Here is a 20,698-nt window from a genome sequence, read left to right as displayed (position 1 = left end):
AAAACTTGATAGCGAGTGCCTGAGAGAGTCTTTTCCGGTAGCATTCCCCTCAGTTTGACCCGCCTGGAATCCCCTCATGTCCGACCGCCTGACCCTGCTGCGTCCCGACGACTGGCATATTCATCTTCGCGATGGTGCTGTTTTGTCCAATACCGTTGCGGATGTCGCGCGCACCTTTGGTCGCGCCATCATCATGCCCAACCTGGTACCTCCGGTGCGCAACGCCGCTGAAGCCGACGGCTATCGCCAGCGGATTCTCGCTGCACGCCCGGCCGGCAGTCGTTTCGAACCGCTGATGGTGCTGTACCTGACCGACCGCACCCAGCCCGAAGAAATTCGTGAAGCCAAGGCCAGCGGTTTCGTTCACGCCGCCAAGCTGTACCCGGCCGGCGCCACCACCAACTCGGATTCTGGCGTCACCAGCATCGACAAGATTTTCCCGGCGATCGAGGCCATGGCCGAAGTCGGGATGCCGTTGTTGATCCACGGTGAAGTCACCCGTGGCGATGTCGACGTGTTCGATCGCGAAAAAATCTTCATCGATGAGCACATGCGCCGTGTGGTCGAGCGTTTCCCGACGCTCAAAGTGGTGTTCGAACACATCACCACCGCCGATGCCGTTCAGTTCGTCAACGCGGCTCCGGCCAACGTCGGCGCAACCATCACTGCTCATCACCTGTTGTACAACCGCAACCACATGCTGGTTGGCGGGATTCGGCCGCACTTCTACTGCCTGCCGATTCTCAAGCGCAACACGCACCAGGAAGCCCTGCTCGACGCCGCCACCAGCGGCAGCGAGAAGTTCTTCCTCGGCACCGACTCGGCGCCGCATGCCCAGCATGCCAAAGAAGCCGCTTGCGGCTGTGCCGGTTGCTACACCGCTTATGCTGCGATCGAGATGTACGCCGAGGCCTTCGAACAGCGCAATGCGCTGGACAAGCTCGAAGCCTTCGCCAGTCTCAATGGCCCGCGCTTCTATGGCCTGCCGGTGAACACCGATCGCATTACCCTGGTCCGCGAAGAGTGGACCGCCCCAACCAGCCTGCCATTTGGCGAGCTGACCGTAATCCCGCTGCGCGCCGGTGAAAAACTGCGCTGGCGCCTGCTGGAGGAACACGCGTGAGTGAAGACCATTTCGACGACGAACAGGACGGTCAAGGCGGTGGAGGCGGTCCTCGTCATCCAATGGCTGCCAGATTCCGTGGCTACCTGCCGGTTGTCGTCGACGTAGAAACCGGTGGTTTCAACTCGGCCACCGACGCCCTGCTGGAAATTGCCGCGACCACCATCGCCATGGATGAAAAAGGGTTTGTTTACCCCGATCACACCTACTTCTTTCGCGTAGAACCGTTTGAAGGCGCGAACATCGAAGCGGCCGCCCTGGAATTCACCGGGATCAAGCTCGATCACCCGCTGCGCATGGCCGTGAGTGAAGAAACCGCCCTGACCGATATCTTCCGCGGCATCCGCAAGGCCCTGAAAGCCAACGGTTGCAAGCGGGCGATCCTGGTCGGGCACAACAGCAGCTTCGACCTGGGCTTCCTCAACGCCGCTGTCGCGCGCCTGGACATGAAACGCAACCCGTTTCATCCGTTCTCCAGCTTCGACACTGCAACCCTCGCTGGCCTGGCTTACGGTCAAACCGTGCTGGCCAAGGCCTGCCAGGCAGCCGATATCGACTTTGACGGTCGCGAGGCTCACTCGGCTCGCTACGACACCGAGAAGACGGCCGAGCTGTTCTGCGGCATCGTCAATCGCTGGAAGCAAATGGGCGGCTGGGAAGACTTCAACGACTGATCCGGTCGAAGGGTTTTATCCCGCCCACAAAAAAACCGGCCTCGCGGCCGGTTTTTTTATGCCTGACGCTTGGGCTTACAGCGCCGCAGCGTGCTCGGTCAGGTAAGCCGCAACACCTTCGGTGGAAGCGGTCATGCCTTTGTCGCCTTTTTTCCAGTTGGCAGGGCAAACTTCGCCGTGCTCTTCGTGGAATTGCAGTGCGTCGACCAGACGGATCAGCTCTTCCATGTTACGGCCCAGTGGCAGGTCGTTGATGATCTGCGAACGGACAACGCCTTTGTCGTCGATCAGGAATGCGCCACGGAAAGCAACGCCGTCAGCGGACTGAACGTCGTAGGCTTTCATGATTTCCTGCTTGATGTCAGCAGCCATGGTGTAGCGAACCTGGCCAATACCGCCATTGTTCACCGGGGTGTTGCGCCATGCGTTGTGGGTGAAATGCGAGTCGATCGACACAGCAACCACTTCAACGTTGCGCGCCTTGAAGTCAGCCATGCGGTTGTCCAGAGCGATCAGCTCGGACGGGCAAACGAAGGTGAAGTCCAGTGGGTAGAAGAACACCAGGCCGTATTTGCCTTTGATAGCCGACGACAGGGTGAAGCTGTCTACGATCTCGCCGTTGCCGAGTACGGCCGGTACGGTGAAGTCTGGAGCTTGTTTGCCTACGAGTACGCTCATTGAATATCTCCTGGTCTATTAACGTGAAGAACTGGATTCGCATCAGCCTGCCACCCTCAGGCGACAGCCCTGTGACACGATCCCCTTCGCAAGGACCGACCATCATACACGGCGTTTTTGAGCTGTCCTTAACGGATTTTCAGCAGCGCGCTAAATTCGGACTGTTACGGTTACTGTCGTAATGCCATGTCGAAAACCGTTCGTCAGCCATAGGCGCTTATAACGCGAAGCTTTCAGAAAGCACTTTGACAATCATTCTCGTTAACATTAAGATCCATCGCAATTGAGTCACAACCAGCGACGGTTCTCACTTATGTATGTCTGCCTCTGCACTGGCGTCACCGACGGTCAAATCCGCGATGCAATCTATGAAGGTTGCTGCAGCTATAAAGAAGTCCGTCAGGCCACCGGCGTAGCTAGCCAATGCGGTAAATGCGCCTGCCTTGCCAAGGAAGTGGTGCGCGAAACCCTGACCAAGCTGCAAACCGCCCAGGCCGCGATTCCATTTCCTGTTGAATTTACTGCCGCATAATTACCGTATTTCAAAGAACCGGACTAATGTCCGGTTTTTTTATGCCCGAAAATCAACCGCTTAGGCGCTAGACGCGGAACACAAACATTCTTATTCCGATTAATTTTCATATAACTTTCAATAACTTAGGTTTGACACTCTTAATTACGCGGCTCAAACTCTGCCTTATAGTCAGTTAATACAGGGCAGGACCCCATCATGAAAGGCGACATTACAGTCATCCAGCATCTCAACAAGATCCTTGCCAATGAGCTGGTCGCGATCAATCAATACTTTCTGCATGCACGCATGTACGAAGATTGGGGTCTGAACAAGCTCGGCAAGCACGAATACCACGAATCCATCGACGAGATGAAACACGCGGACAAGCTGATCAAGCGCATCCTGTTCCTTGAAGGCCTGCCGAACGTCCAGGACTTGGGCAAGCTGCAGATCGGCGAACACACCCAGGAAATGCTTGAGTGCGACCTGCGTATCGAACGCACCGGCCACGCTGACCTCAAGGTCGCGATCGCGCATTGCGAAACCGTCGGCGACTTCGGCAGCCGTGAACTGCTTGAAGATATCCTTGAATCCGAAGAAGAACATATCGACTGGTTGGAAACCCAACTGGGCCTGATCGATAAAGTCGGTCTTGAGAACTACCTGCAATCGCAGATGGGCGAAGAGTAAAGTAGCGTTCGCTAAACTCGAGCCACTAAAAAGCCCCGCCCTCTTGTGAGGTGCGGGGCTTTTTTATGACTGCGTCTGTAGGAGCGATGCTTGCTCGCGAAGAACGATAACGCGGTATTTCTGATAAACCGTGTCATCGTTCTTCGCGGGCAAGCCTCGCTCCTACAGGAGGCAGATCGGGTCGCTCCCCTTAGGGAACGCCGGATCAGGCTTCGGTCTTGGCGGCAGCTGCTTTTTCAACAGCCGCTTTGATCGTGGCCTGCAACGAACCGTCAGCAGCCATTTCAGTCATGATGTCGCTACCGCCGACCAGCTCACCACCAACCCACAGCTGCGGGAAGGTTGGCCAGTTGGCGTATTTTGGCAGGTTGGCGCGAATTTCCGGGTTCTGCAGGATGTCCACGTACGCGAACTTCTCGCCACACGCCATAACGGACTGCGCGGCTTTCGCGGAGAAGCCACACTGTGGGGCATTCGGCGAGCCTTTCATGTAAAGCAGAATGGTGTTGTTAGCAATCTGCTCTTTAATCGTTTCGATGATATCCATGGAGCACCTCGGCTGAACTTTCCGACTCAAGGGTCGGCACGGTGGCGCATTGTAACGGAAACCCGAGCGCCATGCTCGGTCTCCCCGACAGACTCGATCAAGCCGCCGCCACAGTTACCGGTACGCCGTTCAACGCCGCATTCCCCGACAACTCGTCGAGCTGACATTCATCAGTCAGGTCATTGGCGCTGGACCCCGGCTGGCTGCTGGCGATCGTCATCTGCACACCCGGTCGCGAATGCCCCCAACCGTGCGGAAGACTGACCACGCCTTTCATCATATCCAGGCTGCCAAGCACTTCAACTTCGATCACGCCGACCCGGGAACTGACCCGCACCCGCTGCCCGTCGTTGAGCCCACGGCTGGCCAGATCGTCCGGATGCATCAACAACTGATGCCGTGGCTTGCCCTTCACCAGACGGTGATAGTTGTGCATCCACGAGTTGTTACTGCGCACATGCCGGCGGCCAATCATCAACAACTCATCGGCGGCCGGAGCCTGCAATGCGGCAAAACGCGCCAGGTCAGCGAGGATCTCCGACGGCGCAGCCTGGACACGCTGATTCGGCGTCTTGAGCCGTGGCGCCAGGTTGGATTTGAGTGCGCCCAGATCAACACCGTGGGGATGATCGAACAGGGTCGCCAGCGACAATTTGTGCTCGGAAGCATCGCCATACAGCCCCATGCGCAAGCCACGGTCGATCATCTGCGCCGGAGCGATGGTCGGTTTGAGTTCCTTGCCGGTCTTCGCCGCAAACGCTTGAGCCAAACCGACGAAGATTTCCCAGTCGTGCAACGCGCCTTCCGGCTTGGCCAGGATCGCCCGGTTGAAGCGCGAGACGTTGCGCACTGCAAACATGTTGAACGTGGTGTCGTAGTGATCGTTTTCCAGAGCAGAAGTAGATGGCAGGATCAGGTCGGCGTATCGGGTGGTTTCATTAATGTACAAATCGATACTAACCATAAACTCCAGCCCGTCCAGCGCTTGCTCGAGTTGCCGGCCATTGGGTGTGGACAGCACCGGATTGCCCGCCACAGTGATCAGCGCCCGCACCTGCCCTTCCCCGCCGGTGAGCATTTCTTCGGCCAGCGCCGACACCGGTAGTTCGCCGCTGTACTCCGGCCGCCCGGACACCCGGCTCTGCCACCGATTGAAATGCCCGCCCGAGGTGGACGCCACCAGATCCACCGCCGGCTCCGTGCACAGCGCTCCGCCAACGCGGTCGAGGTTGCCGGTGACCAGGTTGATCAACTGCACGACCCAATGACACAACGTGCCGAAGGCCTGGGTCGAAACGCCCATGCGCCCGTAGCACACCGCTGTCGGCGCCGCCGCAAAGTCCCGGGCCAGTTGCCGGATCTGTTCGGCGGGCACCGCACACAACGGGCTCATCACCTCAGCAGTGAAGTTCGCGACCGCCTCACGCACCTCATCCAGACCGTCCACCGGCAGATGACTGTCGCGAGTCAGACCTTCAGCGAACAAGGTATTGAGCAGCCCGAACAACAGCGCTGCATCGCCGCCGGGACGCACGAACAAATGTTGATCGGCAATCGCTGCCGTTTCGCTGCGGCGCGGATCGACAACCACCACTTTGCCGCCACGGGCCTGAATCGCTTTCAGGCGTTTCTCGACATCCGGCACGGTCATGATGCTGCCGTTGGACGCCAGCGGATTACCGCCGAGGATCAGCATGAAATCGGTGTGATCGATGTCCGGGATCGGCAACAGCAAGCCGTGGCCGTACATCAAATGGCTGGTCAGGTGATGGGGCAACTGATCGACCGAGGTCGCGGAAAACCGGTTGCGGGTTTTCAGCAGCCCGAGAAAGTAATTGCTGTGGGTCATCAACCCATAATTGTGCACGCTGGGATTGCCTTGATAGACCGCCACCGCATTCTGCCCGTGACGCTCCTGAATCCCCGCCAGGCGTTCGGCTACGAGATTAAAGGCGTCTTCCCACGCGATTGGTTGCCATTCGCTGCCCACACGCTGCATCGGCTGATGCAGACGATCCGGATCGTTCTGAATGTCTTGCAGGGCCACAGCCTTGGGACAGATATGCCCGCGACTGAACGTATCCTGCGGATCACCTTTGATCGACGTGATCTGCACCCGACCTTCGGCCTCGGTGGTTTCGATGGTCAGGCCGCAAATGGCCTCGCACAGGTGGCAGGCACGGTGATGGAGAGTCTTGGTCATGGCCAGTCTCTGTCTTGTTCTGGGCGGGCAATGTCTGCCACGGGAACAAAACTATGGCGCGCGAACCGTCGCTGCGCCAGCGACGTTCGTCTTGTGAATCGGCGACCATCAGGCCAGCCGATGGCTGTGCGGATTCAGTTCGGCGGCAACCGGGGCGGCGCCTGCAGCTGGATCTCCTGAATGGTTTCGATCTGCTCGTGGGCGACATGCACGCCAGTGAGCTCGCCGATCAGTCGCCAGTGCTCATCAAGCCCTGCACTGATAGTGGCCATGCGGTCGATCATGCGTCGGCCGGCAGCTTTGGTCACTTCGTCGTCGCTGCGCATCAACTCGAAGGACATCGAGGTCATGGATGCGGTGAGATGGGTCAGGGAGCGGGCCGTGAGGCCGAGTAATTCCATTAACTGCTGTTCTTTCGATTCCATTCCGGAGGCTTCCTGCATCGTCGTGAAGTAGTTATAACCCAGCACTTTGCATTAGCAAATGTTTCAGACCAGACACACTATTCAGAAAGATCGAAGAAAACCTCACTAAGCTTGAGAAACCTTCAACGCTTTCTTTTTGAACGGCGAGGTAAGCGCCGTCCATATACCGCCGATGGCCAGCCAAAGCATGACGCCGGACCCGATCAGAATGATCGCTTTCTGGTTTGCCAGGATTCCCAATTGATGAGGTTCGGCTTGGTAGACCTGCAGCGCGATATCAATAACGCTCACTACGGTAAACCACGCGACCACCAATGCAGCTCCATGTTTGAGGTCAGGCGTGGATCGGGCCAGTAGTGAAACACTCAGGTAGATTCCAATAGCGATCAATCCGCCAATTACCAAAAATTGGGTCGAATCAATCTGCAATCGCATCATCCTTGAAATTCTTCACACCGATAAATGCGCCAACAATGGCCCCCACCACTGCGCTCGGAACGCCGGGGTAGATCGTATTCGCGATAATCGCGAAGCCCATGACGGTAGACAGCACGGCCATGTCAAACGCCGGAGACACGCGACGCAGGCGTGTCAGACCAATGTTTCCAGTTTTGTTGATCGGCATCTGGGGCACGCCCTCCTTGGTTGTTGACTTGATTCATTCGAAAATCCGCAATGGGCGGATGATACGGGACACCGGTCTCACTACCGGCAGGTAAAACCGTAACAGCAAGCAACGCGCCCCTTTGAAACCATGCAGTTACCGGGGCTCCGCGTTGCGCCTGATTTGCAAATCCGCTTCGCCACCGTGTACAAATGCGGCTCGCTTGTGAATTTCGAAACATGTCAACAGCCGGAAAAATAAGCCCCCTATTGGTAAGACGCGACATTTAATTATAAGATCGCGCCTTCCCCTATTTCGTCGCCCCGTGCGGCTTACGCCGCAGGTCTCGCCCGTTTTTCAGTTAAACAAGGCTTTGAGTATCTGCGGTCTGTTGCAAAAAGGTAGTCAATGATGAGCGCAAGGCACTTTCTCTCCCTGATGGATTGCACGCCCGAAGAGCTGGTCAGCGTGATCCGTCGAGGCGTTGAGCTCAAGGACCTGCGTAACCGCGGCGTACTGTTCGAGCCTTTGAAAAACCGCGTCCTTGGGATGATTTTCGAGAAGTCCTCGACCCGCACCCGCATCTCGTTCGAAGCCGGCATGATCCAGCTCGGCGGCCAGGCGATCTTCCTGTCGCCGCGCGACACCCAACTGGGTCGTGGCGAGCCGATCGGTGACGCCGCCATTGTCATGTCGAGCATGCTCGATGCAGTGATGATCCGTACGTTTTCCCACAGCACGCTGACCGAATTCGCCGCAAACTCACGCGTCCCGCTGATCAACGGCCTGTCCGATGACCTGCACCCGTGCCAGTTGCTGGCCGACATGCAAACCTTCCTCGAACACCGCGGCTCGATCCAGGGCAAGACTGTGGCCTGGATCGGCGACGGCAACAACATGTGCAACAGCTATATAGAAGCGGCGATCCAGTTCGACTTCCAATTGCGCATCGCGTGCCCGGAAGGCTACGAGCCAAACCCTGAATTCCTGGCCAAGGCCGGCGATCGTGTGACCATCGTCCGCGATCCTCAGGATGCCGTCCGCGGCGCCCATCTGGTCAGCACCGACGTCTGGACCTCCATGGGCCAGGAAGAAGAAACCGCCAAGCGCCTGAAGTTGTTCGCGCCGTTCCAGGTCAATCGCGCCCTGCTCGACCAAGCGGCGCCGGACGTGCTGTTCATGCATTGCCTGCCGGCCCACCGTGGCGAAGAAATCAGCCTCGACCTGCTGGACGACCCGCGCTCCGTGGCCTGGGATCAAGCGGAAAACCGTCTGCATGCGCAAAAGGCCCTGCTCGAGTTTCTCGTCATGCCGGCGTACCACCACGCATGAGCCAGCCATTACTGCTCAACCTGCGCAACCTTGCCTGCGGCTATCAGGACCAGCGAGTCGTGCAGAACCTCAACCTGCATTTGAATGCCGGCGACATCGGCTGCCTGCTGGGCTCTTCGGGCTGCGGCAAGACCACCACCTTGCGTGCTATTGCCGGTTTCGAACCGGTGCACGAAGGTGAAATCCAGTTGGCCGGCGAGACCATTTCCAGCGCCGGCTTCACCCTCGCGCCAGAGAAACGCCGGATCGGCATGGTCTTTCAGGACTACGCATTGTTTCCGCACCTGAGCGTGGCCGAGAACATCGCTTTCGGGATTCGCAAGCATCCACAAAAGGAGCGCGTCACCGAGGAGCTGTTGGAACTGGTCAACCTGAAGAACCTCGGCAAGCGCTTCCCGCACGAGTTGTCCGGCGGTCAGCAACAACGTGTCGCCCTGGCCCGCGCCCTGGCGCCGGAACCGCAACTGCTGCTGCTCGACGAACCGTTCTCCAACCTCGATGGCGAGCTGCGACGCAAGCTCAGCCATGAAGTGCGCGACATTCTCAAGGCCCGTGGCACCAGTGCGATTCTGGTGACCCACGATCAGGAAGAAGCCTTCGCCGTCAGCGATCACGTAGGGGTTTTCAAGGAAGGTCGCCTGGAACAGTGGGACACGCCCTACAACCTGTATCACGAACCGCTGACACCGTTTGTGGCCAGTTTCATTGGCCAGGGCTATTTCATTCGCGGCCAATTGAACACGCCGGAATCGGTGCAGACCGAGTTGGGTGAACTGCGTGGCAATCGTGCCTATACGTGGCCGATTGGCGGCGCGGTGGATGTGTTGCTGCGCCCGGATGACATCGTTTACGCGCCGGACAGTACTTTGAAGGCCCGGATCGTCGGCAAGACGTTCCTGGGCGCCTCGACGCTGTATCGCTTGCAGATGCCAACGGGTGCGCAGCTGGAATCGATCTTCCCGAGCCATGCAGACCATCAGGTCGGTGCGCAGGTGGGGATTCGGGTGGCAGCGGAGCATCTGGTGTTGTTCCAGGCCTCCGGCAGTACGGCCGCGCAGATTCCAACGGTCGAAACCGGCGTCCGCCGCTACAGTACGGCCAGCTGACACCAAAACCTGTAGGAGCGAGGCTTGCCCGCGAAGGCGCCGTGTCAGTCGACATCGTTATCGGCTGGTCAGACGCCTTCGCGGGCAAGCCTCGCTCCTACAAAGACATCATCCGAGCAATAACCTGCCACTCGCCACCAGCGTCGCATTCCCGCCAATCTTCACCCGCTCCCCTTCCAGCCGACAGAACAGCTCCCCGCCTCGGGCCGAGCACTGATAGGCCGTCAGCATCGTTTTGCCCAACCGTTTCGACCAGTACGGAATCAAGCTGCAATGGGTCGACCCGGTTACCGGATCTTCATTGATGCCAATCGCCGGCGCGAAGTACCGGGATACAAAATCATGCTTGCCACCCTTGGCCGTGACGATGGCGCCCGGCCACGGCAGTTTCGCCAATGCTGCCATATCAGGTTTGCAATCAAGCACCGCCTGTTCGGATTCCAGCACCACCAGCAGCTCATTCGAACCCAACACATCGACTGCTTCCACACCCAGCGCACGCTCGACATCCAGGGTCACGCCGACCTCCGATGGCACGATCGCCGGAAAGTCCAACCACAACCGCCCACCTTCACGACTGACGCTCAACGGGCCGGATTTGCAGATGAAATCCAGGCGCTCGGCCGGCTCCTTATACATTTCGAACAGCACGAACGCGCTGGCCAAGGTCGCATGCCCGCACAGCGGCACTTCGGTCGTCGGGGTAAACCAGCGGATATGCCAGGCCTGGCCTTCGCGCACCACGAAAGCGGTTTCGGCGAGGTTGTGCTCGGCGGCGATCTTTTGCATCAAATCATCGGCGAGCCAGGCATCAAGCCGATACACCATCGCCGGATTGCCACTGAACGGTCGATCACTGAACGCATCGACCTGATGAAATTCAAGCTGCATAACCTTCTCCCTAAGTCCGGCCGCCGAGCATGAAGCCACGACTTTTCCGGCGCCAGTGACAGTGAAGTCCGATTTTCACCATACACCCCCAATCGACATTGCTCGTCAGACACGACCGATATCAGCGAACGTCGCTTGGGTGTGCTCGGCCAATACCGCAGGCGCCAATTCCACCTCCAGACCACGCCGTCCCGCACTGACAAAAATGCTGGCGAAGGGCTGTGCCGAGCTATCGATAAACGTACGCAGACGTTTCTTCTGCCCCAACGGGCTGATGCCTCCCAGCAAATAACCCGTCGCTCGCTGCGCCGCCGCCGGGTCAGCCATTTCGACTTTTTTGACGCCGGCCGCATGGGCCAGGTGCTTTAAGTCGAGACTTCCGACGACCGGCACCACCGCCACCAGCAATTCACCTTTCTCACTGGCCGCCAGCAATGTCTTGAACACCTGCGCCGGGTCCAAGCCCAGTTTTTCCGCTGCCTCCAGACCATAGGACGCCGCCTTCGGATCATGTTCGTAACTGTGCACACGATGTTCGGCGCGAACTTTTTTCAACAAATCCAATGCGGGGGTCATGGCAGCTCCAGGCTTGGCGGCAGCAGAAAAATACTGCCTCGGATTCTAGGCCATTGATCAACAAAAGGCTCTATTGCGGAGCTATTTCAACGGCTTGGCGAGGCCCGGCTGCATGGGTTTTGACGCAACTCAAAACGCCATCAACACGATCATTCACGAGACGAATAGTTTAAATATGACTGATGGTTCACTTTCGACCTTTGACAGCGGCGTTTCTTGTCTATATTTTTTCGTTTGCGAATACTGTAGGAATGATCCCGAAGTAAGTACTCGGCAGTAAACCAAAATCAGGATGGGGATCCTGACTCGGTGAAAATCGCGCCTTGGCCAAGATGACAAGGCGCCAGACAACAACAAAAAAGAGGTTTTCGATGACAACTGCTTTGAAACAACCGCCACTCTCGAGCCAATGCATGGCCGAATTCCTGGGCACTGCGCTGTTGATCTTTTTCGGGACGGGGTGTGTTGCCGCGCTCAAGGTCGCGGGTGCCAGCTTCGGGCTTTGGGAAATCAGTATCATCTGGGGTGTTGGCGTGAGCATGGCGATCTACCTGACCGCCGGTGTTTCCGGGGCTCACCTCAATCCTGCCGTCAGTATCGCCTTAAGCATTTTCGCCGATTTCGAAAAACGCAAACTGCCCTTCTACATCCTCGCGCAGGTCGCTGGCGCGTTCTGTGGAGCGTTGTTGGTTTACACGCTCTACAGCAATTTATTCTTCGATTACGAACAAACTCACCATATGGTTCGTGGCACTCAGGCAAGCCTTGAGCTGGCGTCGGTGTTCTCCACCTTCCCGCACCCGGCCCTGTCCACGGCCCAGGCGTTCCTGGTTGAAGTGATCATCACCGCCATCCTGATGGGCGTGATCATGTCCCTGACCGACGACAACAACGGCCTGCCAAAGGGTCCGTTGGCGCCACTGCTGATCGGCCTGCTGATTGCAGTGATTGGCAGCTCGATGGGTCCGCTGACCGGTTTCGCGATGAACCCGGCGCGTGATTTCGGTCCTAAGCTGATGACTTTCTTTACTGGCTGGGGTGAAATTTCCTTCACCGGCGGGCGCGATATCCCGTACTTCCTGATTCCGATTTTTGCACCGATTGTCGGTGCCTGCCTCGGCGCTGCTGCATATCGCGGGCTGATTGCCCGTCATCTGCCTGGCACCGAACCTGCTACAAAGGACGCAACACCGGCCATTGACGGCAAACCAAGAACTTCTTGATACCGTTGGCGCGTGATCCTGCCCTTTGATCCCGCGCCTGACCTCACACCTTATTTCGTCCAAGGCAATCGACATGACCGATATTCAGAATAAGAACTACATCATTGCCCTCGATCAGGGTACGACCAGCTCCCGCGCGATCATTTTCGACCGTGACGCGAACGTGGTCTGCACTGCACAACGCGAGTTCGTGCAGCATTACCCGCAAGCCGGTTGGGTCGAACATGATCCGATGGAAATCTTCGCGACCCAAAGCGCCGTGATGGTCGAGGCCCTGGCACAAGCCGGCCTGCACCACGACCAGGTTGCCGCCATCGGCATCACCAACCAGCGTGAGACCACCGTGGTCTGGGACAAGACCACTGGCCGCCCGATCTACAACGCGATCGTCTGGCAGTGCCGCCGCAGCACCGAGATCTGCCAGCAGCTCAAACGCGATGGCCACGAGCAATACATCAGCGACACCACGGGCCTTGTGACTGACCCGTACTTCTCCGGCACCAAGCTCAAGTGGATCCTCGACAACGTCGAAGGCAGCCGCGAGCGTGCACGTAACGGCGAACTGCTGTTCGGCACCGTCGACAGCTGGCTGATCTGGAAATTTACCGGCGGCAAAGTCCACGTCACTGACTACACCAACGCCTCGCGCACCATGCTCTTCAACATCCACTCGCTGGAGTGGGACGCGAAGATGCTGGAGATCCTCGACATCCCCCGCGAGATGTTGCCGGAAGTTAAATCGTCGTCGGAAATCTACGGCCACACCAAAAGCGGCATCGCCATCGGCGGTATCGCGGGTGACCAGCAAGCGGCGCTGTTCGGCCAGATGTGCGTCGAGCCAGGCCAGGCGAAAAACACCTACGGCACCGGCTGCTTCCTGCTGATGAACACCGGCGACAAAGCCGTGAAGTCCAAGCACGGCATGCTGACCACCATCGCTTGCGGCCCGAAAGGCGAAGTGGCCTACGCACTGGAAGGCGCGGTGTTCAACGGCGGTTCGACCGTGCAGTGGTTGCGTGACGAGCTGAAGATCATCGCCGACGCCACCGACACCGAATACTTCGCCAGCAAGGTCAAGGACAGCAACGGCGTGTACCTGGTGCCGGCCTTCACCGGTCTGGGCGCACCTTACTGGGACCCGTATGCCCGTGGCGCTTTGTTCGGCCTGACCCGTGGCGTACGCGTGGATCACATCATCCGTGCCGCGCTGGAATCGATCGCTTATCAAACCCGTGACGTGCTTGACGCCATGCAACAGGACTCCGGCGAACGCCTCAAGTCCCTGCGTGTGGACGGCGGTGCAGTGGCGAACAACTTCCTGATGCAATTCCAGGCCGACATCCTCGGCACTCAGGTTGAGCGTCCGCAAATGCGCGAAACCACGGCACTCGGCGCCGCCTACCTGGCAGGCCTGGCGTGCGGCTTCTGGGGCAGCCTGGACGAGTTGCGCGGCAAGGCAGTGATCGAGCGCGAGTTCGAACCAGCGCTGGAAGAATCGGCGAAGGAAAAACTCTACGCTGGCTGGAAAAAAGCCGTCAGCCGCACCCGCGATTGGGAGCCGCACGAAGGGGCTGAATAAGCCAAGGACCGGACTCGTATCCGGTTGTAACTGGTCGGGAGCAGATTCCTGCGGCATCATGGGCAAATTTTGCACGGCAGCCCAAAGGAAGCCCCATGAATCTGCCTCCCCGTCAGCAGCAAATCCTCGAACTGGTCCGCGAACGCGGCTATGTCAGCATCGAGGAAATGGCTACGCTGTTCGTCGTTACACCGCAAACCATCCGCCGCGATATCAATCAGCTCGCGGAAGCCAATTTGTTGCGTCGCTATCACGGCGGCGCAGCCTACGATTCCAGTGTCGAGAACACCGCCTACGCCATGCGTGCCGACCAGATGCGCGATGAAAAACAGCGTATCGGCGAAGCCATTGCGGCGCAGATTCCCGATCACGCCTCGCTGTTCATAAATATCGGCACCACCACCGAATCGATTGCCCGGGCACTGCTCAACCACAATCACCTGAAAATCATCACCAACAACCTGCACGTAGCCTCGATGCTCAGCGCCAAGGACGATTTCGATGTCCTGCTGACGGGCGGCAACGTACGGCGTGACGGCGGTGTGGTCGGTCAGGCGAGTGTCGACTTCATCAACCAGTTCAAGGTGGATTTCGCCTTGGTTGGCATCAGCGGTATCGATGAAGACGGCAGCCTGCTCGACTTCGATTATCAGGAAGTGCGGGTGTCCCAGGCGATTATCGCTAACGCCCGGCAGGTGATATTGGCGGCGGACTCCAGCAAATTCGGGCGCAACGCCATGATTCGCCTGGGGCCGATCAGCCTGATTGATTGCCTGGTGACCGATCAGCAGCCGGTTCCGGCGTTGGCGCAGTTATTGAGTCAGCACAAGATTCGGCTCGAGGTGGTTTAACCCCTTTCGAACACAGCGCGCTCCCTTGTGGCGAGGGAGCTTGCTCCCGTTCGGCTGCGCAGCAGACGCAAATCAGACGACATGCTCTTTCTGAAAAATCGCGATGACCGGTTTCAGGACTGCTTCGCAGCCCAGCGGGAGCAAGCTCCCTCGCCACAAGAGCCAACCTCACCATCAATAAATGTTCGTAAATTTTCCTTTAACCGCCCTTCGATCAGTATTTTCAATCGAAGTTGACTGGCTGTGCGCGGCTTTATGGGCTACCATTTTCGCAAATGAACATTAATGTTCGAATTCCAATATCGAAAATCATAAAAGCCCGAGGCCAGCCGATGCCCACTTCTACCTTGCCTACGCCCCCTCTCGCCGAGGTCTACGATATCGCCGTCATCGGTGGTGGGATCAATGGTGTGGGGATTGCAGCGGATGCCGCCGGTCGCGGTCTTTCGGTGTTCCTTTGTGAAAAAGACGATCTGGCCAGCCACACCTCGTCGGCCAGCAGCAAGCTGATCCACGGCGGCCTGCGCTACCTCGAACATTATGAATTCCGCCTGGTGCGCGAAGCACTGGCCGAACGCGAAGTGCTGCTGGCCAAGGCCCCGCACATCGTCAAACAGATGCGCTTCGTGTTGCCGCATCGCCCGCACCTGCGTCCAGCGTGGATGATCCGCGCCGGTCTGTTCCTTTATGACCACCTGGGCAAACGGGAAAAACTGGAAGGTTCGAAAAGCCTGAAGTTCGGCCCGAACAGCCCGCTGAAAAGCGAAATTACCAAAGGCTTCGAATACTCCGATTGCTGGGTCGACGATGCCCGCCTCGTGGTCCTGAACGCCATGGCCGCTCGCGAGAAAGGCGCCCACGTTCACACCCAGACTCGTTGCATCAGCGCCCGTCGCGCCAAAGGCCTGTGGCACCTGAACCTGGAACGTGCCGACGGCAGCCTGTTTTCGATCCGCGCCAAGGCACTGGTAAACGCCGCCGGCCCGTGGGTCGCCAAGTTCATCCGTGACGACCTGAAGATGGATTCGCCGTACGGCATCCGCCTGATCCAGGGCAGCCACCTGATCGTGCCGAAACTGTACGAAGGCGAACACGCGCACATTCTGCAAAACGAAGATCAGCGCATCGTTTTCACCATTCCGTACCTGAACCACTTCACCCTGATCGGCACCACGGATCGCGAATACACTGGCGATCCGGCGAAAGTCGCGATCACCGAAGGCGAAACCGATTACCTGCTTAAAGTGGTCAACGCTCACTTCAAGAAGCAAGTCAGCCGCGACGACATCCTGCACAGCTATTCCGGCGTGCGCCCGCTGTGCAATGACGAATCCGATAACCCTTCGGCCGTGACCCGCGACTACACCCTGGCATTGTCTGGCAGCGGTGAAGAAGCGCCTTTGCTGTCGGTGTTCGGCGGCAAGCTGACCACCTACCGCAAACTGGCCGAATCGGCGCTGGCGCAACTGGCACCGTACTTCACCCAGATCAAGCCAAGCTGGACCGCGACGGCCACCCTGCCCGGCGGCGAAGACATGACCACGCCGCAAGCCTTGTGCGCGAAGATCCGCGACACCTTCGATTGGGTGCCGACCGAGATCGCGCGCCGCTGGGCCACCACCTACGGCAGCCGCACCTGGCGCATGCTCGAAGGCGTGCAGAACCTCAATGACCTGGGCGAACACATCGGCGGTGGTCTCTACACCCGCGAAGTCGATTACCTGTGCAGCGAAGAATGGGCCACCACCGCCCACGACATTCTGTGGCGCCGCAGCAAGCTCGGGTTGTTCACCACCCCGGACGAGCAGCAGAAACTGGCGGATTACCTGAGCAAGGTCGAGCAGAACCGCAGCAAGATCGAAGCGGCCTGATAGGGAAACCGATTAGACACAAGCCCCTGAATCGAGAGATTCAGGGGCTTTTTGTATTCTGCCAAACACCACCTACCCCTGTGGGAGCGGGCTTGCTCGCGAATGCGGTGTGTCAGCTAAATCAATGTCGACTGATGCACCGCATTCGCGAGCAAGCCCGCTCCCACAGGTTTATGTGCAAGGCATGGCATTCGGTTTTCCGAACGCGACCTGTCGGTCAATTCGGTTAACCGGATTCTTCCTCGCTAAAAATCCCGCCATAAATATTTAATCCCTTTATAAATCAACACTTTGATCCTTAGCGCCTGGCCTGGCACGAGTCATGCTCTACACTCTTGGACGAATGTATTGTCGAGCCCACCCTTCAGGTGCCGCCACGCATTCGAAGCACAAAAGGGCCGACAAACTGGCTCCATAAAAAAAACAATGTCGAGGAAAATTTGATGCGCATCGTTCCCCATATCCTGGGCGCAGCCATTGCTGCCGCTCTGATTAGCACTCCAGTTTTCGCTGCCGAACTCACCGGCACACTGAAGAAGATCAAAGAGTCCGGTGTGATCACCCTCGGGCATCGTGACGCTTCCATTCCGTTTTCCTATATCGCGGACGCTTCCGGCAAGCCGATGGGCTACTCCCACGATATCCAGCTGAAAATCGTCGAAGCCATCAAGAAAGACCTCGACTTGCCTAACCTGCAGGTCAAATACAACCTGGTCACCTCGCAAACCCGTATCCCGCTGGTGCAGAACGGCACCGTGGACGTCGAGTGCGGCTCCACCACCAACAACGTAGAACGTCAGCAGCAAGTTGACTTCTCCGTCGGCATCTTCGAAATCGGTACGCGCCTGCTGTCCAAGAAAGGCTCCGCGTACAAAGATTTCGACGACCTGAAAGGCAAGAACGTCGTGACCACCGCGGGCACCACGTCCGAGCGCATCCTCAAGTCGATGAACGCCGACAAGCAGATGGGCATGAACGTCATCTCCGCCAAAGACCACGGCGAGTCCTTCCAGATGCTGGAATCGGGCCGCGCTGTTGCGTTCATGATGGACGACGCCTTGCTGGCCGGCGAAGCAGCCAAAGCCAAGAAAGCTGATGACTGGGCCGTTACCGGCACTCCACAGTCCTACGAAATCTACGGTTGCATGGTCCGTAAGGGCGACGAGCCGTTCAAGAAGGCTGTAGACGACGCCATCGTGGCCACCTACAAGTCGGGCGAGATCAACAAGATCTACGAAAAATGGTTCATGGCGCCAATCCCGCCTAAAGGCCTGAACCTGAACTTCCCGATGAGCGACGAGCTCAAGGCCCTGATCGCCAATCCGACCGATAAAGCGGCTGACGACAAGAAGTCCTGATTCCTGACTAACCTTATCTCCTGAGAGGGCCACTGCCCTTTCAGGGGTTTGTCACTCCCTGCTGGCATTTTTTGGAAACACTCGAACCGGTGGCTGTCGAGCCGATCGTGTGTGCCTGAACTTCAAGTTCGGGCGGGAACGGAGCTTCCCCAGGCGGGCACTTGTACATTGATCGATCCGAGGGGAGACCCTAATGAATTACAACTGGGACTGGGGCGTGTTCTTCAAGTCCACCGGCGTGGGCAGCGAGACTTATCTCGACTGGTTCATCTCCGGTTTGGGCTGGACCATCGCCATCGCCGTCGTGGCCTGGATTATCGCGCTGTCGCTGGGCTCGATCCTGGGTGTCATGCGTACCGTGCCGAACCGCGTCGTATCGGGCATCGCGACCTGCTACGTCGAACTCTTCCGTAACGTGCCGCTGCTGGTTCAGCTGTTCATCTGGTACTTCCTGGTGCCCGACCTGCTGCCACAGAACCTGCAAGACTGGTACAAGCAGGACCTGAACCCGACCACCTCGGCCTACCTCAGCGTCGTCGTGTGCCTGGGCCTGTTTACCGCGGCTCGTGTTTGCGAACAGGTGCGCACCGGCATCCAGGCGTTGCCACGCGGCCAGGAATCCGCGGCTCGCGCCATGGGCTTCAAGCTGCCGCAGATCTACTGGAACGTGCTGCTGCCCCAGGCCTACCGCATCATTATTCCGCCGCTTACCTCGGAATTTTTGAACGTGTTCAAGAACTCGTCCGTGGCTTCGCTGATCGGCCTGATGGAACTGCTCGCGCAGACCAAGCAGACCGCCGAGTTCTCCGCCAACCTGTTCGAAGCCTTCACCCTGGCCACGCTGATCTACTTCACCCTGAACATGAGCCTGATGTTGCTGATGCGCCTGGTCGAGAAGAAAGTCGCCGTACCGGGCCTGATCTCCCTAGGGGGTAAATGATGGAATTCGACTTCTCGGGCATCGTTCCGTCCCTGCCGGGCCTGTGGAACGGCATGATCATGACCCTGCAACTGATGGCACTGGGCGTGGTCGGCGGGATCATCCTCGGCACGATCCTGGCGCTGATGCGTCTGTCCCACAACAAACTGCTGTCGAACCTTGCCGGCGCCTACGTCAACTATTTCCGCTCGATCCCGTTGCTGTTGGTGATCACCTGGTTCTACCTGGCGGTGCCGTTCGTACTGCGCTGGATCACTGGCGAAGACACGCCGATCGGCGCGTTCGCCTCGTGCATCGTGGCGTTCATGATGTTCGAAGCGGCGTACTTCTGCGAAATCGTCCGGGCTGGCGTGCAGTCGATCTCCAAGGGCCAGATGGGCGCTGCCCAGGCCTTGGGCATGACGTACGGCCAGATGATGCGTTTGATCATCCTGCCACAAGCGTTTCGCAAGATGACCCCGCTGCTGCTGCAACAGAGCATCATCCTGTTCCAGGACACCTCGCTGGTGTACGCGGTCGGCCTGGTGGACTTCCTCAATGCTTCGCGCGCCAGTGGCGACATCATCGGTCGCTCCAACGAGTTCCTGATCTTCGCAGGGCTTACGTACTTCACAATCAGCTTTGCCGCCTCGCTGCTGGTCAAGCGTCTGCAAAAAAGGTTTGCCGTATGATCTCTATCAAGAACATCAACAAGTGGTATGGCGACTTCCAGGTGCTGACTGATTGCAGCACCGAGGTCAAAAAAGGCGAAGTGATCGTGGTCTGCGGGCCGTCCGGCTCGGGCAAATCGACCCTGATCAAATGCGTCAACGCGCTGGAACCGTTCCAGAAAGGCGACGTGGTCGTCGATGGCACGTCCATCGCCGACCCGAAGACCGACCTGCCGAAACTGCGTTCGCGCGTCGGCATGGTGTTCCAGCATTTCGAGCTGTTCCCGCACCTGTCCATCACCGAAAACCTGACCATCGCGCAGATCAAGGTGTTGGGCCGCAGCAAGGAAGAAGCCACCAAGAAAGGCCTGCAACTGCTGGAGCGCGTCGGCTTGTCGGCCCATGCCCACAAGCATCCGGGTCAACTCTCCGGTGGCCAGCAACAGCGTGTGGCGATTGCCCGTGCGTTGGCGATGGACCCGATCGTCATGCTGTTCGACGAACCGACCTCGGCGCTCGATCCGGAAATGGTCAACGAAGTGCTCGACGTGATGGTGCAACTGGCCCACGAAGGCATGACCATGATGTGCGTGACCCACGAAATGGGCTTCGCCCGCAAAGTGGCCGACCGCGTGATCTTCATGGACCAGGGCAAGATCATCGAAGACTGCAAGAAAGAGGAGTTCTTCGGCGACATCAGCCACCGCGCCGAGCGTACGCAGCATTTCCTTAACAAGATTTTGCAGCACTAAAAGCAATACACCGAACTCTGTGGCGAGGGAGCTTGCTCCCGCTGGGTCGCGTAGCGGCCCCAAAACCGGCAAACGCCTGCTGTCTGACACACCGCATTGGCCGGTTTTACG

General features: G+C 58.2%; 22 protein-coding genes. 14 read left to right on the top strand and 8 right to left on the bottom strand.

The genetic code is table 11. The features are described 5' to 3' along the window. The first annotated feature begins 76 nt into the window (after nucleotides 1-76). Both pyrC and rnt read left to right on the top strand, forming a co-directional pair. Nucleotides 77-1,123 carry a dihydroorotase gene (gene pyrC, locus NK667_RS01660; protein WP_054045193.1) on the top strand — a complete coding sequence of 349 codons (1,047 nt, stop codon included), beginning with the start codon at nucleotides 77-79 and terminating at the stop codon, nucleotides 1,121-1,123. Then, nucleotides 1,120-1,797 carry a ribonuclease T gene (rnt, locus tag NK667_RS01655; RefSeq protein ID WP_054045196.1) on the top strand — a complete coding sequence of 226 codons (678 nt, stop codon included), beginning with the start codon at nucleotides 1,120-1,122 and terminating at the stop codon, nucleotides 1,795-1,797. Before pyrC ends, rnt begins: the two co-directional genes overlap by 4 nt. A 75-nt stretch (nucleotides 1,798-1,872) precedes the next feature. On the opposite strand, the gene NK667_RS01650 is transcribed toward rnt, so the two are convergent. Continuing rightward, nucleotides 1,873-2,475, bottom strand: a complete 603-nt coding sequence (locus tag NK667_RS01650; RefSeq protein WP_054045198.1) for a peroxiredoxin — start codon at nucleotides 2,473-2,475, stop codon at nucleotides 1,873-1,875. 313 nt (nucleotides 2,476-2,788) lie between these two features. Here NK667_RS01650 and NK667_RS01645 point away from each other — a divergent pair, with 313 nt between their 5' ends. Together NK667_RS01645 and bfr are read left to right on the top strand one after the other, a co-directional pair. Next, the gene (locus NK667_RS01645) at nucleotides 2,789-3,007 is read left to right on the top strand and encodes a bacterioferritin-associated ferredoxin (RefSeq protein WP_008057530.1); all 219 of its coding nucleotides are present in this window, start codon (nucleotides 2,789-2,791) and stop codon (nucleotides 3,005-3,007) included. 198 nt (nucleotides 3,008-3,205) lie between these two features. Next, nucleotides 3,206-3,679: a bacterioferritin gene (gene bfr / locus NK667_RS01640; RefSeq protein ID WP_017340571.1), complete on the top strand. Its 474-nt coding sequence runs from the start codon at nucleotides 3,206-3,208 to the stop codon at nucleotides 3,677-3,679. Between the two features lie 205 nt (nucleotides 3,680-3,884). On the opposite strand, the gene grxD is transcribed toward bfr, so the two are convergent. The 5 genes from grxD to NK667_RS01615 form a co-directional block, all read right to left on the bottom strand. Beyond that, nucleotides 3,885-4,226, bottom strand: coding sequence for a Grx4 family monothiol glutaredoxin (gene grxD / locus NK667_RS01635; protein WP_054045200.1), 342 nt, complete (start codon nucleotides 4,224-4,226; stop codon nucleotides 3,885-3,887). A 97-nt stretch (nucleotides 4,227-4,323) separates the two neighbouring features. Further along, a complete protein-coding gene (locus NK667_RS01630; protein ID WP_054613668.1) occupies nucleotides 4,324-6,429 on the bottom strand; it encodes a molybdopterin oxidoreductase family protein in 2,106 nt (701 codons plus the stop codon). 134 nt (nucleotides 6,430-6,563) lie between these two features. Beyond that, nucleotides 6,564-6,854: a hypothetical protein gene (locus NK667_RS01625; RefSeq protein WP_054045204.1), complete on the bottom strand. Its 291-nt coding sequence runs from the start codon at nucleotides 6,852-6,854 to the stop codon at nucleotides 6,564-6,566. A 105-nt stretch (nucleotides 6,855-6,959) separates the two neighbouring features. Further along, nucleotides 6,960-7,283, bottom strand: coding sequence for a hypothetical protein (locus NK667_RS01620; protein ID WP_054045206.1), 324 nt, complete (start codon nucleotides 7,281-7,283; stop codon nucleotides 6,960-6,962). Next, complete coding sequence (locus NK667_RS01615) at nucleotides 7,273-7,479, bottom strand: hypothetical protein (RefSeq protein WP_054613667.1); 207 nt, start codon at nucleotides 7,477-7,479, stop codon at nucleotides 7,273-7,275. Before NK667_RS01615 ends, NK667_RS01620 begins: the two co-directional genes overlap by 11 nt. Nucleotides 7,480-7,869: 390 nt before the next feature. On the opposite strand from NK667_RS01615, the gene argF reads away from it, so the two are divergent. Both argF and NK667_RS01605 read left to right on the top strand, forming a co-directional pair. Next, nucleotides 7,870-8,790, top strand: a complete 921-nt coding sequence (gene argF / locus NK667_RS01610) for an ornithine carbamoyltransferase (protein ID WP_054045210.1) — start codon at nucleotides 7,870-7,872, stop codon at nucleotides 8,788-8,790. Next, nucleotides 8,787-9,896 carry an ABC transporter ATP-binding protein gene (locus NK667_RS01605; protein WP_054613666.1) on the top strand — a complete coding sequence of 370 codons (1,110 nt, stop codon included), beginning with the start codon at nucleotides 8,787-8,789 and terminating at the stop codon, nucleotides 9,894-9,896. The genes argF and NK667_RS01605 overlap by 4 nt, the downstream gene beginning before the upstream one ends. A 108-nt stretch (nucleotides 9,897-10,004) precedes the next feature. Here NK667_RS01605 and NK667_RS01600 read toward each other — a convergent pair whose 3' ends face one another. Continuing rightward, the gene (locus NK667_RS01600; RefSeq protein ID WP_054613665.1) at nucleotides 10,005-10,787 is read right to left on the bottom strand and encodes a PhzF family phenazine biosynthesis protein; all 783 of its coding nucleotides are present in this window, start codon (nucleotides 10,785-10,787) and stop codon (nucleotides 10,005-10,007) included. A gap of 105 nt (nucleotides 10,788-10,892) precedes the next feature. Continuing rightward, complete coding sequence (gene ybaK / locus NK667_RS01595; protein ID WP_054045216.1) at nucleotides 10,893-11,363, bottom strand: Cys-tRNA(Pro) deacylase; 471 nt, start codon at nucleotides 11,361-11,363, stop codon at nucleotides 10,893-10,895. A 371-nt stretch (nucleotides 11,364-11,734) separates the two neighbouring features. Between ybaK and NK667_RS01590 the strand changes: the two genes are divergently transcribed. The 8 genes from NK667_RS01590 to NK667_RS01555 all read left to right on the top strand — a co-directional run bounded on the left by NK667_RS01590 (nucleotide 11,735) and on the right by NK667_RS01555 (nucleotide 20,587). After that, nucleotides 11,735-12,586 (top strand): MIP/aquaporin family protein, encoded by an 852-nt coding sequence (locus NK667_RS01590; protein WP_054045218.1) that lies wholly within the window; start codon nucleotides 11,735-11,737, stop codon nucleotides 12,584-12,586. A 73-nt stretch (nucleotides 12,587-12,659) separates the two neighbouring features. Then, complete coding sequence (gene glpK, locus NK667_RS01585; RefSeq protein WP_054045219.1) at nucleotides 12,660-14,165, top strand: glycerol kinase GlpK; 1,506 nt, start codon at nucleotides 12,660-12,662, stop codon at nucleotides 14,163-14,165. Nucleotides 14,166-14,260: 95 nt separating this feature from the next. Continuing rightward, nucleotides 14,261-15,016: a DeoR/GlpR family transcriptional regulator gene (locus NK667_RS01580; protein WP_007916700.1), complete on the top strand. Its 756-nt coding sequence runs from the start codon at nucleotides 14,261-14,263 to the stop codon at nucleotides 15,014-15,016. 332 nt (nucleotides 15,017-15,348) lie between these two features. Continuing rightward, on the top strand, nucleotides 15,349-16,887 hold the full coding sequence (gene glpD, locus NK667_RS01575; RefSeq protein WP_054613664.1) for a glycerol-3-phosphate dehydrogenase: 1,539 nt from the start codon (nucleotides 15,349-15,351) through the stop codon (nucleotides 16,885-16,887). 443 nt (nucleotides 16,888-17,330) lie between these two features. After that, nucleotides 17,331-18,245, top strand: a complete 915-nt coding sequence (locus NK667_RS01570) for a glutamate/aspartate ABC transporter substrate-binding protein (RefSeq protein ID WP_054045223.1) — start codon at nucleotides 17,331-17,333, stop codon at nucleotides 18,243-18,245. Nucleotides 18,246-18,438: 193 nt separating this feature from the next. Then, entirely contained in the window at nucleotides 18,439-19,185 is a 747-nt protein-coding gene (locus NK667_RS01565; protein ID WP_054045225.1) for an amino acid ABC transporter permease, read from the top strand. Continuing rightward, nucleotides 19,185-19,856, top strand: a complete 672-nt coding sequence (locus tag NK667_RS01560; RefSeq protein ID WP_054045226.1) for an amino acid ABC transporter permease — start codon at nucleotides 19,185-19,187, stop codon at nucleotides 19,854-19,856. The genes NK667_RS01565 and NK667_RS01560 overlap by 1 nt, the downstream gene beginning before the upstream one ends. Continuing rightward, the gene (locus NK667_RS01555) at nucleotides 19,853-20,587 is read left to right on the top strand and encodes an amino acid ABC transporter ATP-binding protein (protein ID WP_054045228.1); all 735 of its coding nucleotides are present in this window, start codon (nucleotides 19,853-19,855) and stop codon (nucleotides 20,585-20,587) included. The genes NK667_RS01560 and NK667_RS01555 overlap by 4 nt, the downstream gene beginning before the upstream one ends. Nucleotides 20,588-20,698 lie beyond the last annotated feature (111 nt).

It is taken from the genome of Pseudomonas nunensis (genome assembly GCF_024296925.1).
GTDB lineage: Bacteria > Pseudomonadota > Gammaproteobacteria > Pseudomonadales > Pseudomonadaceae > Aquipseudomonas > Aquipseudomonas nunensis.
The sequence above is the reverse complement of the archived record's forward strand: the minus strand, read 5'-3'. Positions and strand labels throughout refer to the sequence as shown.

Coding starts and splice junctions, on each gene's coding strand:
- pyrC (WP_054045193.1), top strand. CDS start 77: ATGTCCGACCGCCTGACCCTGCTGCGTCCCGACGACTGGCATATTCAT.
- NK667_RS01650 (WP_054045198.1), bottom strand. CDS start 2,475: ATGAGCGTACTCGTAGGCAAACAAGCTCCAGACTTCACCGTACCGGCC.
- NK667_RS01645 (WP_008057530.1), top strand. CDS start 2,789: ATGTATGTCTGCCTCTGCACTGGCGTCACCGACGGTCAAATCCGCGAT.
- bfr (WP_017340571.1), top strand. CDS start 3,206: ATGAAAGGCGACATTACAGTCATCCAGCATCTCAACAAGATCCTTGCC.
- grxD (WP_054045200.1), bottom strand. CDS start 4,226: ATGGATATCATCGAAACGATTAAAGAGCAGATTGCTAACAACACCATT.
- NK667_RS01630 (WP_054613668.1), bottom strand. CDS start 6,429: ATGACCAAGACTCTCCATCACCGTGCCTGCCACCTGTGCGAGGCCATT.
- NK667_RS01625 (WP_054045204.1), bottom strand. CDS start 6,854: ATGGAATCGAAAGAACAGCAGTTAATGGAATTACTCGGCCTCACGGCC.
- NK667_RS01615 (WP_054613667.1), bottom strand. CDS start 7,479: ATGCCGATCAACAAAACTGGAAACATTGGTCTGACACGCCTGCGTCGC.
- argF (WP_054045210.1), top strand. CDS start 7,870: ATGAGCGCAAGGCACTTTCTCTCCCTGATGGATTGCACGCCCGAAGAG.
- NK667_RS01605 (WP_054613666.1), top strand. CDS start 8,787: ATGAGCCAGCCATTACTGCTCAACCTGCGCAACCTTGCCTGCGGCTAT.
- NK667_RS01600 (WP_054613665.1), bottom strand. CDS start 10,787: ATGCAGCTTGAATTTCATCAGGTCGATGCGTTCAGTGATCGACCGTTC.
- ybaK (WP_054045216.1), bottom strand. CDS start 11,363: ATGACCCCCGCATTGGATTTGTTGAAAAAAGTTCGCGCCGAACATCGT.
- NK667_RS01590 (WP_054045218.1), top strand. CDS start 11,735: ATGACAACTGCTTTGAAACAACCGCCACTCTCGAGCCAATGCATGGCC.
- glpK (WP_054045219.1), top strand. CDS start 12,660: ATGACCGATATTCAGAATAAGAACTACATCATTGCCCTCGATCAGGGT.
- NK667_RS01580 (WP_007916700.1), top strand. CDS start 14,261: ATGAATCTGCCTCCCCGTCAGCAGCAAATCCTCGAACTGGTCCGCGAA.
- glpD (WP_054613664.1), top strand. CDS start 15,349: ATGCCCACTTCTACCTTGCCTACGCCCCCTCTCGCCGAGGTCTACGAT.
- NK667_RS01570 (WP_054045223.1), top strand. CDS start 17,331: ATGCGCATCGTTCCCCATATCCTGGGCGCAGCCATTGCTGCCGCTCTG.
- NK667_RS01565 (WP_054045225.1), top strand. CDS start 18,439: ATGAATTACAACTGGGACTGGGGCGTGTTCTTCAAGTCCACCGGCGTG.
- NK667_RS01560 (WP_054045226.1), top strand. CDS start 19,185: ATGGAATTCGACTTCTCGGGCATCGTTCCGTCCCTGCCGGGCCTGTGG.
- NK667_RS01555 (WP_054045228.1), top strand. CDS start 19,853: ATGATCTCTATCAAGAACATCAACAAGTGGTATGGCGACTTCCAGGTG.